The following is a 14,455-nucleotide window of genomic DNA, read 5'->3' on the forward strand; positions in this document are numbered from 1 at the left end:
GGGCGGATTCAATCGGTGGGTGCAACACCAACTAGTTTGGCCAGTTTCTCAGCAGGGGTCTCGTAATCCAAGCCCTTCCGGGGGCGGGTGTTGAGTTCGTACTCGGCCGCGGCGACTTCTGCGTCGGTGACACGGGTGAAGTCGGTGCCCTTGGGGAAGTACTGACGCTTGAGTCCGTTGCTGTTTTCGTTGGTGGGACGCTGCCACGGGGAGTGGGGATCACAGAAGTACACCTTGCAGGAGGTCTCGTCGGTGAATCGGTGATGGGCGGCCATCTCTACGCCCTGGTCCCAGGTCAACGAGCGCCACAGCGAAGCGGGTAACTCTCGGGCCATGATCGTGAGGATGTCGGTGACGGTGAAGGTGTCATGGACACAGACCCGCCGCATCATCGTGTACTTCGTGTGACGCTCATCGAGGGTGACCAGCGCGGAGCGTAGATCCGACCCGATGATCAGGTCACCTTCCCAGTGGCCTGGCACCCGCTTGTCGTCAGCCTCCTCGGGACGTTTCGCCAGGACCGCGTCCTCCCCGATCCAGCCCCGGGGTTTAGCAGGCAGCTTCGATCTCGGTCGACGTTTGCTGCGGCCCTGACGTAACGCCTTGTCAACCGTCAATTCGTGACGCAGTGACCCGGCGGTCTGGATGTAGAGCGCCTGGTAGATCGTCTCGTGACTCACCCACATGTCCTCCCGGTCAGGGAATTCGAGTTTCAACCGGCCCGAGATCTGCTCGGGAGAATCACGCCGCTTCAACCGCTCGACCACCTCAGCACGCACCGCGCTACCAGGGGCCAGTTTCCCAGGCTTCGGCCGTTTCCGGGCCTGGTCGGCACGTGTCTGCGCGGGACGCCACCGGTACTTACCCTCAACGGATCCGCGTTGACGCTCCCGCCACACCGTCGAACGGGCCACCCCCAACTCGGCAGCGATCCACGTGTCACCACGTCCCTCGCTCAGCCGGATCGCGATCACCATCCGACCCGCCTGAGTCAGCCTGCCATTGCAATCGACCCAGTCCCCCTCGGGCACCCGACGCGGCTCCCGCGCCGCCCGCGGCCGCAGCTCGGGCACACCCCCGAGCCGCCCATGCTGCAACTTCACACCCTCGAGTTTGGCCCACCTCCACACCATCCCAGGCGAGATACCCAACCCCCGTGCGACTTCTCGCGCACTGAGCCCCTCAGCCAACCCGGCAAGGGCAACCCCACGCTTCTCCGCGACCGACACAACACATCCCCTTCAGATCTGTTGCACTCACCCCCTGAACTCGCGGCGTGTCGCGCCCGTGACCCCATCCAATTGCTCATGGGCACGGCGCGGCCCCAACGTTTGGGGACACCCCCTCTGGAGGCAAATACCCCCGCCCCCTACTATGACCAGTAGTAGTAAGGGAAAGGGACGACGATGACCTCCGACCGCAAGGACATGACGGTCCAACCGGATCTCAGTGCGAGCCAAGGACGGGTGGCGGCGGTACGCTCGCGCCGTCCCATCTACCTGGACATGCTCCCGCCGTGCAACGCGGGGTGCCCGGCGGGCGAGAACATCCAGGAATGGCTGAGGCTCATCAAGGCCGGCGAGGCGGAGGCGGCCTGGCGACAGCTAGTGGCCGACAACCCGTTCCCCGCCGTCCACGGGCGCGTCTGCTACCACCCGTGCGAGACCGCCTGCAACCGTCAGGAGCTCGACTCCGCCGTCAGCATCCACTCCGTGGAGCGCTACCTGGGCGACCTCGCCATCGAGAAGGGCTGGCAGTTCCCCAAGGTCCGCCGCGCCTCCGGCCGCCGCGTGATGGTGGTGGGCGCAGGTCCCTCAGGCCTCTCCGCCGCGTACCACCTCGCCCGCCTCGGCCATGCCGTGGAGATCTTCGACGCCGGTGACCTCCCCGGCGGCATGATGCGCTACGGCATCCCCGAGTACCGCCTCCCGCGCGACGTGCTGGACGCCGAGATCGACCGCCTCCGCGAGATGGGCATCGTCTTCCGGCAGAACACCCCCATCAAGGACCTATTGGCCATGCAGGAGCAGGGCCGGTTCGACGCGGTGTTCGTCGCCGTCGGCGCCCACATCTCCAAGCGCGTCGACATCCCCTCGGCAGACGCCACACGGGTGGTCGACGCGGTGAGCTTCCTGCGCGACGTCGCCTCGGGCGAGCGGCCGGTCATCGGCCGCCGGGTCGCCGTCTACGGCGGCGGCAACACGGCCATGGACGCAGCCCGGGTCGCCCGGCGGCTCGGCGCGGAGGAGTCGGTCGTCGTCTACCGGCGCACCGAGGAACAGATGCCCGCCCACGCCGAGGAACTCGAGGGCGCCCAGACAGAGGGCGTCAAGATGAACTGGCTGCGCACCATCAGGGAGATGCACGACGAGGACCTCACCGTCGAGGTCATGGAGATCGACGAGGAGGGCAGGGCCCGCGGCACCGGCAGGTACGAGACGCTCACCGCCGACACCGTCATCCTCGCGCTCGGCCAGCGCGCCGACACCGACTTCCTCCGCGCCATCCCCGGCATGAGCTTCAACGACGACGTGGTCGACGTCGATCCGCATTCGCTGATGACCGCGGTGCCCGGCATCTTCGCCGGCGGCGACGCCGTGCCGTCGGACCGGACCGTCACCATCGGCACCGGCCACGGCAAGAAGGCGGCCAAGCGAATCGACGCCTACCTCAACACCGAGGAATGGGTCACGCCGCTGAAGCACCCCGTCGTCACCCTCGACCAGATGAACGTGTGGTACTTCGGCGACCACGGCCGTCGGCAGCACCAGGAGACGGAGGGGGAGGACCGCATCGGCGACTTCGCCGAGATCGTCTCCGGCCTCACCGACGAGGAGGCGAATTTCGAGGCGCGCCGGTGCCTCAGTTGCGGTAACTGCTTCGAGTGCGACGGCTGCTTCGGCGCCTGCCCGGAGGACGCCGTCATCAAGCTGGGCAAGGGCAACCGGTACCGCTTTGACTACGAAAAATGTACGGGCTGTGCCACCTGCTACGAGCAGTGTCCGGTGCACGCCATCGAGATGATTCCGGAGGGAGGACGATGAGCAGCCTGCAGGCCATCATCGACGGCAACGAGGCAGCGGCTGACGTCGCCTACCGGGTGAGCGAACTGTGCTCTATCTACCCCATCACGCCCAGCTCCACCATGGCGGAACTCGCCGACGAGTGGATGGCGCACCACCGCCCCAACATCTACGGGCAGGTGCCCACCGTCATCGAGATGCAGTCCGAGGGCGGCGCCGCCGGGGCGATGCACGGCGCGTTGCAGGGTGGTGCGTTGTCGACGACGTTCACCGCGTCGCAGGGCCTCCTGCTGATGATCCCCAACATGTACCGCATCGCGGGTGAGCTGACCTCGACGGTGTTCCACGTCGCCGCGCGCTCCCTCGCGACGCAGGGCCTGTCCATCTTCGGCGACCACCAGGACGTCATGGCCGTGCGGCAGACGGGCGTGTGTCTGCTCAGCTCCGCGTCGGTGCAGGAGGCCCACGACATGGCCGCCATCGCGCACCACGCCACGCTGCGCACGCGCCTGCCGTTCGTGCACTTCTTCGACGGGTTCCGCACCTCGCACGAGCTCAACACCATGACGCGCCTCACCGACGACCAGCTGCGCGCCTTCATCCCGCGCGACCTGGTGCTCGAGCACCGCGGCCGCGCCCTCAGCCCCGCCAACCCGTTCATCCGCGGCACCGCGCAGAACCCGGACACCTACTTCCAGTCACGCGAGACGTCCAACGCGTTCTACGAGTGGGTGCCCGGCGTCCTGACCGACGCCATGTACCAGTTCGAGGCGCTCACCGGCCGCAGCTACGGCCTCGTCGAGTACCACGGCGCCGAGGACGCGGAGCGGGTCGTCATCATCATGGGCTCGGGCATCGAGGCCGTCACCCCGGTGGTGGACAGGCTCAATGCCGACGGCGGGCGCGTCGGGGTCATCCAGATGCGCCTGTACCGCCCGTTCCCGACGGAGGCCCTGCTCGCCGCCCTGCCCGAGAGCGTGCGGCGCCTCGCGGTGCTGGACCGCACCAAGGAGCCCGGCGCCTCAGGCGAGCCGCTGTTCCTCGACGTCAGTTCCGTGCTGGGCGAGGCGGTCGCCAACGGTCGGCGGGCCTCGCTGCCCCAGATGATCGGTGGTCGCTACGGCCTGTCGTCGAAGGAGTTCACGCCCGCGATGGTGCAGGCGATCTTCGACGAGCTGGGCTCCGAGCACCCGCGGCCCCGGTTCACCGTCGGCATCAACGACGACGTGACGCACCTGTCGCTCGACTACGACCCGACGCTGGACCTCGAGGACCCCGAGACCCTGCGCGCCGTGTTCTACGGGCTGGGCTCCGACGGCACCGTCGGCGCCAACAAGAACACCATCAAGATCCTCGGCTCTTCCGAGGACCTGTTCGCGCAGGGCTACTTCGTCTACGACTCGAAGAAGTCCGGCTCGCGCACCGTCTCGCACCTCCGGTTCGGCCCCAATCCGATCAAGGCGCCGTACCTGGTCAGCCAGGCAGGCTTCATCGGCTGCCACCACTGGTCCATCCTGGAGCGCGTCGACGTGCTGGAGTTCGCGCGGCCCGGCACCACGCTGCTGCTGAACTCCCCGTACGGCCCGCGCGAGACGTGGCACCACCTGCCGCAGCCCATGCAGGAGAAGATCATCCAACTGGGCCTCAAGGTCTACGTGATCGACGCCGGCAAGGTGGCGCGCGCGGCGGGCCTGGGCAGCCGCACCAACACCATCCTGCAGACCTGTTTCTTCGCCATCTCCGGCGTGCTCGACAGGGAACTGGCGATCCGCAAGATCAAGGACGCCATCTCCAAGACCTACGCCCGCAAGTCGGCCGAGGTCGTCCGGAAGAACCACGAGGCGGTCGATTCCGCGCTCGCGGACCTCTTCCAGCTCGACATCCCCGTCGACGCCACTTCCGGCCGGGGTTTCATCCCGCCGGTGCCGTCGGATGCGCCCGAGTTCGTCCGCACCGTCACCGCGACGATGCTGCAGGGCCGCGGCGACGACCTGCCCGTCTCGGCGATGCCCGTTGACGGCACGTACCCCTCCGGCACGACGAAGTTCGAGAAGCGCAACATCTCCGAGATCGTCGCCGAGTGGGACGAGGAGGCCTGCATCCAGTGCGGCAACTGCGCCTTCGTCTGTCCGCACGCCGTGCTGCGTGCCAAGTCCTACCCGACCGAGATGCTCGACGGCGCGCCCGACGGCTTCCTCAGCGCACCCCTGAACGCCGCCGGCCTCCCGTCGACGAGTTACACGCTGCAGGTCTACGTCGAGGACTGCACCGGCTGCGGCCTCTGTGTGGAGGCGTGTCCCGTCAAGCCCATCGGTCAGCTGAACCGCCGTGCCATCAACCTCGTGCCGAAGCTGGACCGCAGCAAGGACATCGAGGCCGTCGAGTTCTTCGAGGAACTCCCGGTCAACAAGCGCGTCAACGTCGACTTCGGCACCGTGCGCGGCACCCAGTTCCTGGAGCCGTTGTTCGAGTTCTCCGGAGCCTGCTCGGGCTGCGGCGAGACCCCGTACCTGAAGCTGCTCAGCCAGCTGTTCGGCGACCGCGCCACCATCGCCAACGCGACGGGGTGCTCGTCCATCTACGGCGGCAACCTTCCCACCACGCCGTGGGCGAAGAACGCCGAAGGTCGCGGCCCGGCCTGGTCCAACTCGCTGTTCGAGGACAACGCCGAGTTCGGCCTGGGGATGCGGCTGGCCGCAGACCTCCACGAGGACCTGGCCCGCCGTCGGCTCCTGGAGCTGAAGGGGCAGATCGGCGACGACGACCTCGTCGACGCCATCCTGGGTGCGAGGCAGCGGCAGGGCTCCGAGATCGCGGCGCAGATGGAGCGGGTCAAGCTGCTCCTCCCGAGGCTGACCGACCTCACCGGCACCGCCGCGGAGGACCTCCGCTCGGTGGCAGACCACCTGGTGCGGCGCTCCGTGTGGATCGTCGGCGGCGACGGCTGGGCCTACGACATCGGCTCCGGTGGCCTGGACCACGTGCTGGCCTCCGGTCGCAACGTCAACATCCTCGTGCTGGACACCGAGGTGTACTCCAACACCGGCGGCCAGGCCTCGAAGTCGACGCCGATGGGCGCCGTCGCGAAGTTCGCCTCCGGCGGCAAGACCACCAACAAGAAGGACCTCGCGCTGCAGGCCTCGGCCTACGGGTCTGTGTACGTGGCGCGCGTCGCCATGGGTGCGGACCCGCAGCAGACGCTCAAGGCGTTCCGCGAGGCGGAGGCCTACGACGGCCCCAGCCTGATCATCGCCTACAGCCACTGTATCGCCCAGGGCTTCGACATGCGCAAGGGCCTGGACCAGCAGTACAAGGCGGTCAACTCCGGTCACTGGCCGCTGATGCGCTACAACCCCGTCATCCGCGACGCCGGCGGCAACCCCTTCCTGCTCGACTCCCCGCGCCCGCGGCTGTCGCTGGCCGAGTACCAGTCGGTCGAGCTGCGCTACCGCGTGCTGCGGGCCGCAGACCCGGAGGAGGCCGATCGGTTGCTCTCCCTGGCACAGGAACAGATCGACCGCCGGTGGGGTGAATACGAACAGCTCGCCGCCCGCGGCGCTGATTCCTTCGCTGCAGACCCGAGGAGAGACTGATGACCGACCTGACCACCACCTACCTGGGCCTCTCCCTGCGCAACCCGGTCGTCGCCTCGGCCGGGCCACTGTCGCAGTCGGTGGCCGGCATCAAGGCGCTGGCCGACGGCGGCGTCGGAGCCGTCGTGATGTACTCGCTGTTCGAGGAACAGCTCCGCCGGGAGGCCGAGGCCGCCGCCGCGCTGGAGGAGATGTACGACAATTCTTTCCCCGAGGCGCTCAGCTACTTCCCGACGGTGCCCGCCTCGCAGAAGGACGCCAGCCACGCATACCTGAAGCTGGTCGAGCAGGGCGCCAAGGCGATCGACGTACCTCTGATCGCCTCGCTGAACGGCGCGTCGATGGGTGGCTGGACCCAACAGGCCCGCCGCCTGGCGGACGCCGGCGCCTCGGCGATCGAGCTGAACATCTACTTCGTGCCCGGTGACATCACGATGACCGGCGCGGCCGTGGAGGAGAGGCACCTCGAGATCGTCGCGGCGGTGAAGAGCACCGTCGACGTACCCGTGGCCGTGAAGATCAGCCCGTACTTCTCGTCGGTGGGCAACATGGTGCTGCGCCTGGTGGACGCCGGCGCGGACGGCGTGGTGCTGTTCAACCGCTTCCTGCAGCCCGACATCGACGTGGACAGGGTCACCGTCGAATCCGGTGTCTCGCTGAGTTCCCCGGTGGAGGCCCGCCTGCCGCGCACCTGGATCGCGGTGCTCCGCGGCAAGATCGCTGCGTCGCTGGCCGCCACCACCGGCGTGGACCGGCCGGAAGACGTCATCAAATACATCCTGGCTGGAGCCGACGTCGTGATGACCACCTCATCGCTGATCCGACGCGGCCCCGCCTACGCCGAGGTGCTCGTCGACGAACTGGCCGCCTGGTTGGAGGACCGCGACCTGACGCTGCACCAGGCGCGCGGGCTGCTGAGCGTGCCGAAGGAAGCGGCCGCCGACGTCTACGAGCGCTCCGGGTACGTCTCGGCGTTGGAGAAGGCCAAGGCCACCTACGGATCGCTTCGCTGAACGACAGTCCGGAGCGCCGCCGCGCCCGTTGTGCGGGGCGGCTCTCAGGCCGGTATCCTGACCTGGTTGGCCCCGTAGCTCAGGGGATAGAGCACCGCTCTCCTAAAGCGGGTGTCGTTGGTTCGAATCCAACCGGGGTCGCCAACTCTGTGAGCGCGAACGTAGACCGTGAGCGTCTTTGGCTGGGGGTTTAAGCCTCCAGTGCCCGGTCCAGGGGGACAGTATTGGACAATTCCTATCCCAGGGATATCCCACGCAGCTGGGATCATCAGGGAGGGTCCTGCCTCTGTCACGCGCAGCTTCCACAGCAGGGTCTGAGCTAGGAGCGCCGGGGATTTGGCGGGGGTGTCTGTGTGCCCTTGGGTGGGCTAGGCGGTCCTAGCGCTGCCCCCTCGCGTTCTAGGAGTGTTCCCGGGCCCGGGCGCGCCACGCTACGAGGGATTTGTCATCCCGCTGACCGCGAGCGCAAGCGGGATCCCTGGGTCTGTCTCCCAACTCCCCGGGGCCCCGCCGCACGCCTGATGCACCGGAGCAACGCCGCGACGAACGGGCCATGGAACAGATCACCCACCTGGGGGGCGACCCCCTGAGCGGTTCGGCTGGCCTGATCGTATTGAGCGGCTGAGTGGTTGCCACCATCAGAAGGCCGTCGGAACTCCCCACCTCTACTTGCTGGTGGTCGCCACGCAACGTGTGTTCTCTGGGAGACTGAGAGAATTGGTGCCACGGTAATGGGGACGAAGGACTTATGGCTTCAGAGCGACTGGTGAGGTCCAGACAACGCGTAGCTGACCACGGGGAGGTGTTCACCCCTGCTTGGATGGTCGAAGACATGCTTGATCTGGTCAAGGACGAGACGGAGCGCATCGACGCGCGCGTGCTCGAGCCCGCCTGTGGGTCCGGGAACTTCCTCGTCCCTGTATTGGCGCGTAAGTTGTCCACCGTTGTGACTAAGCATCGAAGCAGCGACTTCGAATTGCGCCACTATGGGCTCCTCTCAGTAATGTGCATCTATGGCATTGAACTCCTCACGGATAACGCGGAGGAGTGCCGCGCCAATCTGGCTGAACTGCTCACGGAGACCTTCAAGCTCTCCGATGATGACTTGCTCCTGAACGCTGCCCGCAACGTCTTAGCCGTCAACGTGGTCCAAGGCGACGCCCTCACCATGAAGGTCCCGACGGGAGAGCCGATCCTGTTCCCCGAATGGGCGTACCTCGGTAAGGGCAGGTTCCAGCGTCGCGACTTCCGCTTTCAAGACCTCACGCAACGTGCATCCTTTGAGGGCACCCTGTTTGGCGAGCTGACGGATGACGAGTTGTTCATCCCAACGCGCTCGTACCCGCCCATGACGATGGAGGACATCGCCCAATGACGCAGGCTCCGCTGGCCATCCGCGGGCACAACCCGGACGTGCTCACGTGCATCGCCAACCTCTCCAGTGACGAAGTGTTCACTCCTCCAGAGATGGCCAACGCCATGCTCGATCTCGTGGCCGATGCTTGGGCGGAGGCCAACGATGGCGGAAACATCTGGGCCGATCCCAACGTCACCTTCCTTGACCCGTTCGTGAAGTCGGGCGTGTTCCTCCGAGAGATCACCCGCCGGCTTACCGACGGCTTGGCCACCAAGATCTCCGATCTTCATGAACGGGTGGACCACATCCTCACCAAGCAGGTCTTCGGGATCGGCATCACCGAACTGACTGCGCTGCTGGCCCGCCGCAGCGTGTACTGCTCGAAGTACGCCAACGGCAAGCACTCCATCGCCAAGTCTTTCACCACCGAAGACGGCAACATCTGGTTCGAGCGCACCGAACATACCTGGGTCGGCGGCACTCCCGAGATCCGCTACGACCCGGTCACCAGTGAAGAGTCGACGGTCTACATCAACCGACGCTGTACCTACTGCGGCGCGAACGAGCGCGACTACCAACGCGGCGATGAACTCGAGACCCACGCCTACGCGATGATCCACACCGACGATCCCCACTCGCTCATCCACCAACTGTTCGGAGCGCACATGCAGTTCGACGTCATCATCGGCAACCCGCCGTACCAGTTGAGTACTGAAGGGTACGGCAACCAGGCTAGGCCGATTTACCACCAGTTCGTGGAGCAAGCGCAGAAACTGGACCCACGGTTCCTGGTGATGGTGACTCCCTCCCGATGGTTCTCGGGAGGAATGGGCCTTAACGACTTCCGCGAACGAATGCTGAACGACCGTCGCATGCGCAGGATTGTCGACTTCCCCAAACTCTATGAAGGCTTCCCAGGAGTGAAGATCCGGGGTGGGATCTCCTACTTCCTTTGGCAGAAGGAGCATGACGGCCCCTGCGAAGTGCAGACCATGTGGGACGGAAAACCCCTCGGTCCCTCGGTCAACCGATTCCTAGATGAGTTCGACATCCTCGTTCGCAGAAACGAGGCAGTTCCGATTCTCGAGAAGGTTCGTGGCAAGGCGGAGCCCACCATGGACCAGCAGGTTTCAAGCCAACGGCCATTCGGAATCGCAACGAACTACCGCGGTCCAGCAGACGTACGTGGCCTTGCGGACGCGGTGAAGTTGTACGCAAATCAGCGGTATGACTGGATCGATCGAAACGAGATCAAAACCAATCCGGGGTGGGTCGACGACTGGAAGGTCCTCATGACGAGGATTCATGGCACCAGCGCAGCTGTTGAGACGAAGTTCTTGGCGAAGCCAATCGTTGCACCACCCATGACCGCTTGCACCGAGACCTACATCGTCGCAGGTCACTACCCGGACGAGACCGCGGCCTCACGTCTAGCGACCTATCTGCGGACCAGGTTCGTTCGGTTCTTGGTGTCGCTGCGTAAGCCCACTCAGGACGCTCTAAAGCAGGTTTATGGCTTCGTACCTATCGTCCCTTTGGACCGCCACTGGACCGATGAGGCACTGTACGAACGCTACGGCTTCACGGATGAAGAGGTCACCTTCATAGAATCCCAGGTAGCTGAGCACGACGACATACCAGGTGGGATCGTCGATGGCGGCTAAGGACATCAACGAACTCCTGCCGGAGAAACCTACCGGGAAGCTACGCATTTACGCGTGGACGCCTCACGATCCGCCGTCGGGTTATGTCGGACTGATCAAGGTGGGGCAGACCACTCGGCTGGATGTGAATGAGCGGATCCGTCAGTCGCAGGGGCAGATGCAGCAGGCGTACACGTTGCATTTGGATGAGCCAGCTGAGCGTATCGACGGCTCGTTCTTCCGGGACAGTCATGTGCGTCAGCGGCTGGTCGACAAAGGGTTTGAGAATCCGAGCTTGGGGTCGTCACGTGAGTGGATCCGCTGCACGCCGGCTGATGTGAAGACCGCGATTGAGGAGGTGCGGAGCGGGATGGCGCTGTCGGGCACTCATCATGAGACGTTCTCGATGCGCGCTGAGCAGGCCGCCGCAGTGGAGAAGACCCATGCCTATTTCCATTCGATCTGGGCCGAGCGCGCAAGCGCGGTGCCGCGGTTCCTGTGGAACGCGAAGATGCGGTTTGGCAAGACGTTTGCCGCCTATCAGCTTGCGAAGCGCCTGGATGCTCGTCGCGTGCTCGTGGTGACTTTCAAGCCTGCGGTGGAGGATGCGTGGCAGACCGACCTCGAGTCACACGTTGATTTCGATGGGTGGCAGTACCGTTCGAAGGCCACTGGGATCGACGTTGATGAGGTGGATCCTGCGCGGCCGTTGGTCTACTTCGGTTCCTTCCAGGACCTGCTTGGCAGAGACTCGAAGACTGGACTGATCAAGGCCAAGAACGAGTGGGTCCATGAGCTGAATTGGGATCTGGTCATTTTCGACGAGTACCACTTCGGTGCTTGGCGTGAGTCCGCGAAGGAGTTGTTCGAAGGGGAGGACGCGAAGGTCGCTAAGAAGGAACTGGACGCGGAGTTCAACGTTGGCCTGGACACGTTCGAAGAAGAACTTGACGTGTTGGGCAGTGATGAGAGCGAGTTTCTCCCAATCACCACCCGCGCCTACCTCTACCTGTCGGGTACTCCGTTTAAGGCCTTGGCTACGGGTGAGTTCATTGAGGAGCAGATCTTCAACTGGACCTACACCGATGAGCAGCAAGCCAAGGCCGACTTCGCCAGGCAGTATCCGGACGCATGGAATCCCTACGGGGCGTTGCCGGAGATGCGTCTCATGACCTACCAGATGCCCGACGAGTTGATCACGGTGGCGAGGGAGGGTGAGTTCGATGAGTTCGACCTCAACGCTTTTTTCGCTGCCACTGGCACTGGCCCTGATGCGGTGTTCACTCACAAGGATGATGTGCAGAAGTGGTTGGACATCATTCGCGGGTCGCACATGCCAACGCAGACCGATGCGATGAAGATGGGTACGCGGCCACCGTTCCCGTACTCGGATGTGCGGCTGTTGCCGTACCTGCAGCACTCGTTCTGGTTCCTGCCTAGCGTCGCCGCCTGTGAGGCGATGGCCAACTTATTGGCAGAGAAGCAGAACGTGTTCTGGCACGACTACGACGTGCTTGTCGTGGCCGGCGCCAAGGCGGGTATCGGGCTAGATGCCCTTCCCCCGGTGCGGCAGGCGATCCGTGATGGGCATGACACGAAGACGATCACCTTGTCGTGTGGGAAGCTCACCACCGGGGTGACGGTCAAGCAGTGGTCTTCGATCTTGATGCTCCGCAACCTCAACTCGCCAGAGACCTATTTTCAGGCCGCGTTCCGGGTTCAGTCGCCGTGGGCGATCAAGAATCCCAACGGGGATGATCCACATGAAGAGGCAGTGCTGAAGCCGGTGTGTTTCGTGTTCGACTTTGCCCCGACGCGGGCGCTGCGGCAGATCTCCGAGTACGGGCACGGTCTGGCCCCTGACGCTCCGAATCCAGAGAAGGCCGTCGAGGACCTGGTGAGCTTCCTGCCTGTGTTGGCCTATGACGGTTCGAACATGACGCAGGTCGATGCGGGCGCGATCCTGGACATCGCCATGTCTGGCACCTCGGCTACGTTGCTGGCTCGGAAATGGGAGTCGGCGATCTTGGTCAACGTCGACAACGACACCCTGAAGAAGATCATGGGCAGTGAGGCGGCCATGAAGGCCGTGATGAACATTGAGGGCTTCCGAGCGCTTGGCTCTGCGATCTTCGAGACCGTGGTCAACAAGTCTGAGGCCGTGTCCAAGACGAAGAAGGAGCACGGGGACAGCCTCTCTAAGAGCGAGCAGAAGGAACTGTCTGACGAGGAGAAGGAGTACAAGTCGAAGCGGAGGCAGATTCAAGAGAAGTTGATCAAGTTCGCTACCCGCATCCCTGCGTTCATGTATCTCACTGACTTCCGTGAGAACACGTTGCAGGACGTGATCACCAAACTGGAACCTGGCCTGTTCAAGAAGGTCACTGGCCTCACGGTCGCCGACTTTGATCTGCTGGTGAGCTTGGGCGTGTTCAACGCCGCCCACATGAACCAGGCGGTCTTCGCCTTCCGTCGCTACGAAGATGCCTCCCTGTCCTACACCGGCATTCGCTCGCATAAGGGCCTCCGCTACTACGGCCTGTACGACACCGTGGTTGCCGTTGAGGCCGTCGAGCGAGTTCCAGCTACCTGAGGCGACGAGCAGGTCTGTCGAAGTGGAGGACCCCCGCACCCTGTCAACGCGACAAGCTGCGGGGGTTCCGGTGTCCCATGCCGGAGCACAGGGAATAGGTGACTAGGCCTTCGTCTGCCCCGGGAGGGTAGCAGTGGGTTGGTCGCCCTTGGACCATCGGTGATACCTACCCACTGTGCTGCGAGGGATGCCTGTCCTTCTTGCTGTCTCCCGGACGGTTAGGCCTTGGGCAAAGAGGTCTTCGCAGAGGGAGTACCTCTGGCCTGCTGCCTCCTGCCTTTCATGGTTGACCGCTGTGATGTTCTGCACGCGTGCCTCGTGCTGCGCTTGACTGCCGCGTCTTCCTCCACGTCTACCCCAGTGAGCGAGATGCGGTGACGTTCCTCGCCGCTGACGGAGGGCAGACCGGACGATGCTTTCGACCTCATGTTGCGGAAGAGGGTCTGAACTCTGAGCGTTGGCCTCGCTCACGGAGCTCAGTGTGGCTTCGTACCCATGATGGCCCCGGTGGAGGGTAACTGCGAGGGAGAACAGCTCGCTGTTCCGGCCCAGGCCGTCGGGCCTTTGTCTTTGGCTGGGGAAGGGACTGCGATATTTCCAGTTGTCCCCGATCATCCGCTTGATCTCATCGAGCTTGTAGACGTGCAGGTCAACCCAGATGGTCTGGTTCGATAGCGCCACCGGGTTGCGGACCGTGTGAGCGGTGTAACCAGGATCGGCCTCGAGCAACTGCTGAAGGTTCCACTCGGCATCCTTGGCCCACTGATCGGGAGCGGTGCCCTTGGCCGTGGAGCTGATCGACCAGATCGTGTGGCAGCCGTTCGGTGACGGGACGATACAAAGCGGGGGGACGGGACAATGTGCCACTCGCCTGAGGGCTTCTGCTTGCCTGTCCTCAGCTGACTCGTCCCCGTCGATGTCCACTGCGAGGAAGTTCCGCATGTGGTCGTTGTTGAGCTCGATGATGTTCCAGTCCCGCCATTCCCCGGTGCGTGCCTTTCGTAGTCTGAACTGCTCCTTTCCCTTGCGGTTGCCTACCCGGGCGATCTTGGAAACCCTGTGCTTGATGAACCACTCTTCCTCTTCCGTGTAGGCGGGACGCCCGTGGCCGGCGGCCAGTTCTCTGAGTTCAAGTTGATTGAGGTGAGACAGCGCCACGGCTAGAAACCTCCTCTGCGGACTGTCACGGTGTTGTCTGCCCTGTAGGAGGGCCGGAGACAACCCACCTGTGAG

The 14,455-nt window shown here is 64.3% G+C and carries 8 protein-coding genes and 1 tRNA gene; 7 read left to right on the forward strand and 2 right to left on the reverse strand.

Features of this window, described 5'->3' with window-relative positions:
- Window positions 1-8: 8 nt before the first annotated feature.
- The gene (locus ACZK4S_RS03780; protein WP_386086559.1) at window positions 9-977 is read right to left on the reverse strand and encodes an IS30 family transposase; all 969 of its coding nucleotides are present in this window, start codon (window positions 975-977) and stop codon (window positions 9-11) included.
- 429 nt (window positions 978-1,406) lie between these two features.
- Here ACZK4S_RS03780 and ACZK4S_RS03785 point away from each other — a divergent pair, with 429 nt between their 5' ends.
- The 7 genes from ACZK4S_RS03785 (at window position 1,407) to ACZK4S_RS03815 (ending at window position 13,222) form a co-directional block, all read left to right on the forward strand.
- Window positions 1,407-3,044, forward strand: a complete 1,638-nt coding sequence (locus ACZK4S_RS03785) for an NAD(P)-binding protein (protein ID WP_463643418.1) — start codon at window positions 1,407-1,409, stop codon at window positions 3,042-3,044.
- A complete protein-coding gene (nifJ, locus tag ACZK4S_RS03790; protein ID WP_463643419.1) occupies window positions 3,041-6,616 on the forward strand; it encodes a pyruvate:ferredoxin (flavodoxin) oxidoreductase in 3,576 nt (1,191 codons plus the stop codon). The genes ACZK4S_RS03785 and nifJ overlap by 4 nt, the downstream gene beginning before the upstream one ends.
- Window positions 6,616-7,629: a dihydroorotate dehydrogenase-like protein gene (locus ACZK4S_RS03795; protein WP_463643420.1), complete on the forward strand. Its 1,014-nt coding sequence runs from the start codon at window positions 6,616-6,618 to the stop codon at window positions 7,627-7,629. The genes nifJ and ACZK4S_RS03795 overlap by 1 nt, the downstream gene beginning before the upstream one ends.
- Window positions 7,630-7,697: 68 nt before the next feature.
- Window positions 7,698-7,773, forward strand: a tRNA-Arg gene (locus ACZK4S_RS03800).
- A 604-nt stretch (window positions 7,774-8,377) separates the two neighbouring features.
- On the forward strand, window positions 8,378-9,004 hold the full coding sequence (locus ACZK4S_RS03805; protein ID WP_463643421.1) for an N-6 DNA methylase: 627 nt from the start codon (window positions 8,378-8,380) through the stop codon (window positions 9,002-9,004).
- Complete coding sequence (locus tag ACZK4S_RS03810; protein WP_463643422.1) at window positions 9,001-10,650, forward strand: Eco57I restriction-modification methylase domain-containing protein; 1,650 nt, start codon at window positions 9,001-9,003, stop codon at window positions 10,648-10,650. Before ACZK4S_RS03805 ends, ACZK4S_RS03810 begins: the two co-directional genes overlap by 4 nt.
- Window positions 10,640-13,222 (forward strand): GIY-YIG nuclease family protein, encoded by a 2,583-nt coding sequence (locus tag ACZK4S_RS03815; protein WP_463643423.1) that lies wholly within the window; start codon window positions 10,640-10,642, stop codon window positions 13,220-13,222. The genes ACZK4S_RS03810 and ACZK4S_RS03815 overlap by 11 nt, the downstream gene beginning before the upstream one ends.
- Window positions 13,223-13,324: 102 nt before the next feature.
- On the opposite strand, the gene ACZK4S_RS03820 is transcribed toward ACZK4S_RS03815, so the two are convergent.
- A complete protein-coding gene (locus ACZK4S_RS03820; RefSeq protein ID WP_463643424.1) occupies window positions 13,325-14,380 on the reverse strand; it encodes a replication initiation protein in 1,056 nt (351 codons plus the stop codon).
- Window positions 14,381-14,455: the final 75 nt, after the last annotated feature.

This window comes from Tessaracoccus zhenghani (assembly GCF_055326325.1).

Coding starts and splice junctions, on each gene's coding strand:
- nifJ (WP_463643419.1), top strand. CDS start 3,041: ATGAGCAGCCTGCAGGCCATCATCGACGGCAACGAGGCAGCGGCTGAC.
- ACZK4S_RS03810 (WP_463643422.1), top strand. CDS start 9,001: ATGACGCAGGCTCCGCTGGCCATCCGCGGGCACAACCCGGACGTGCTC.
- ACZK4S_RS03780 (WP_386086559.1), bottom strand. CDS start 977: ATGGTGATCGCGATCCGGCTGAGCGAGGGACGTGGTGACACGTGGATC.
- ACZK4S_RS03785 (WP_463643418.1), top strand. CDS start 1,407: ATGACCTCCGACCGCAAGGACATGACGGTCCAACCGGATCTCAGTGCG.
- ACZK4S_RS03795 (WP_463643420.1), top strand. CDS start 6,616: ATGACCGACCTGACCACCACCTACCTGGGCCTCTCCCTGCGCAACCCG.
- ACZK4S_RS03805 (WP_463643421.1), top strand. CDS start 8,378: ATGGCTTCAGAGCGACTGGTGAGGTCCAGACAACGCGTAGCTGACCAC.
- ACZK4S_RS03815 (WP_463643423.1), top strand. CDS start 10,640: ATGGCGGCTAAGGACATCAACGAACTCCTGCCGGAGAAACCTACCGGG.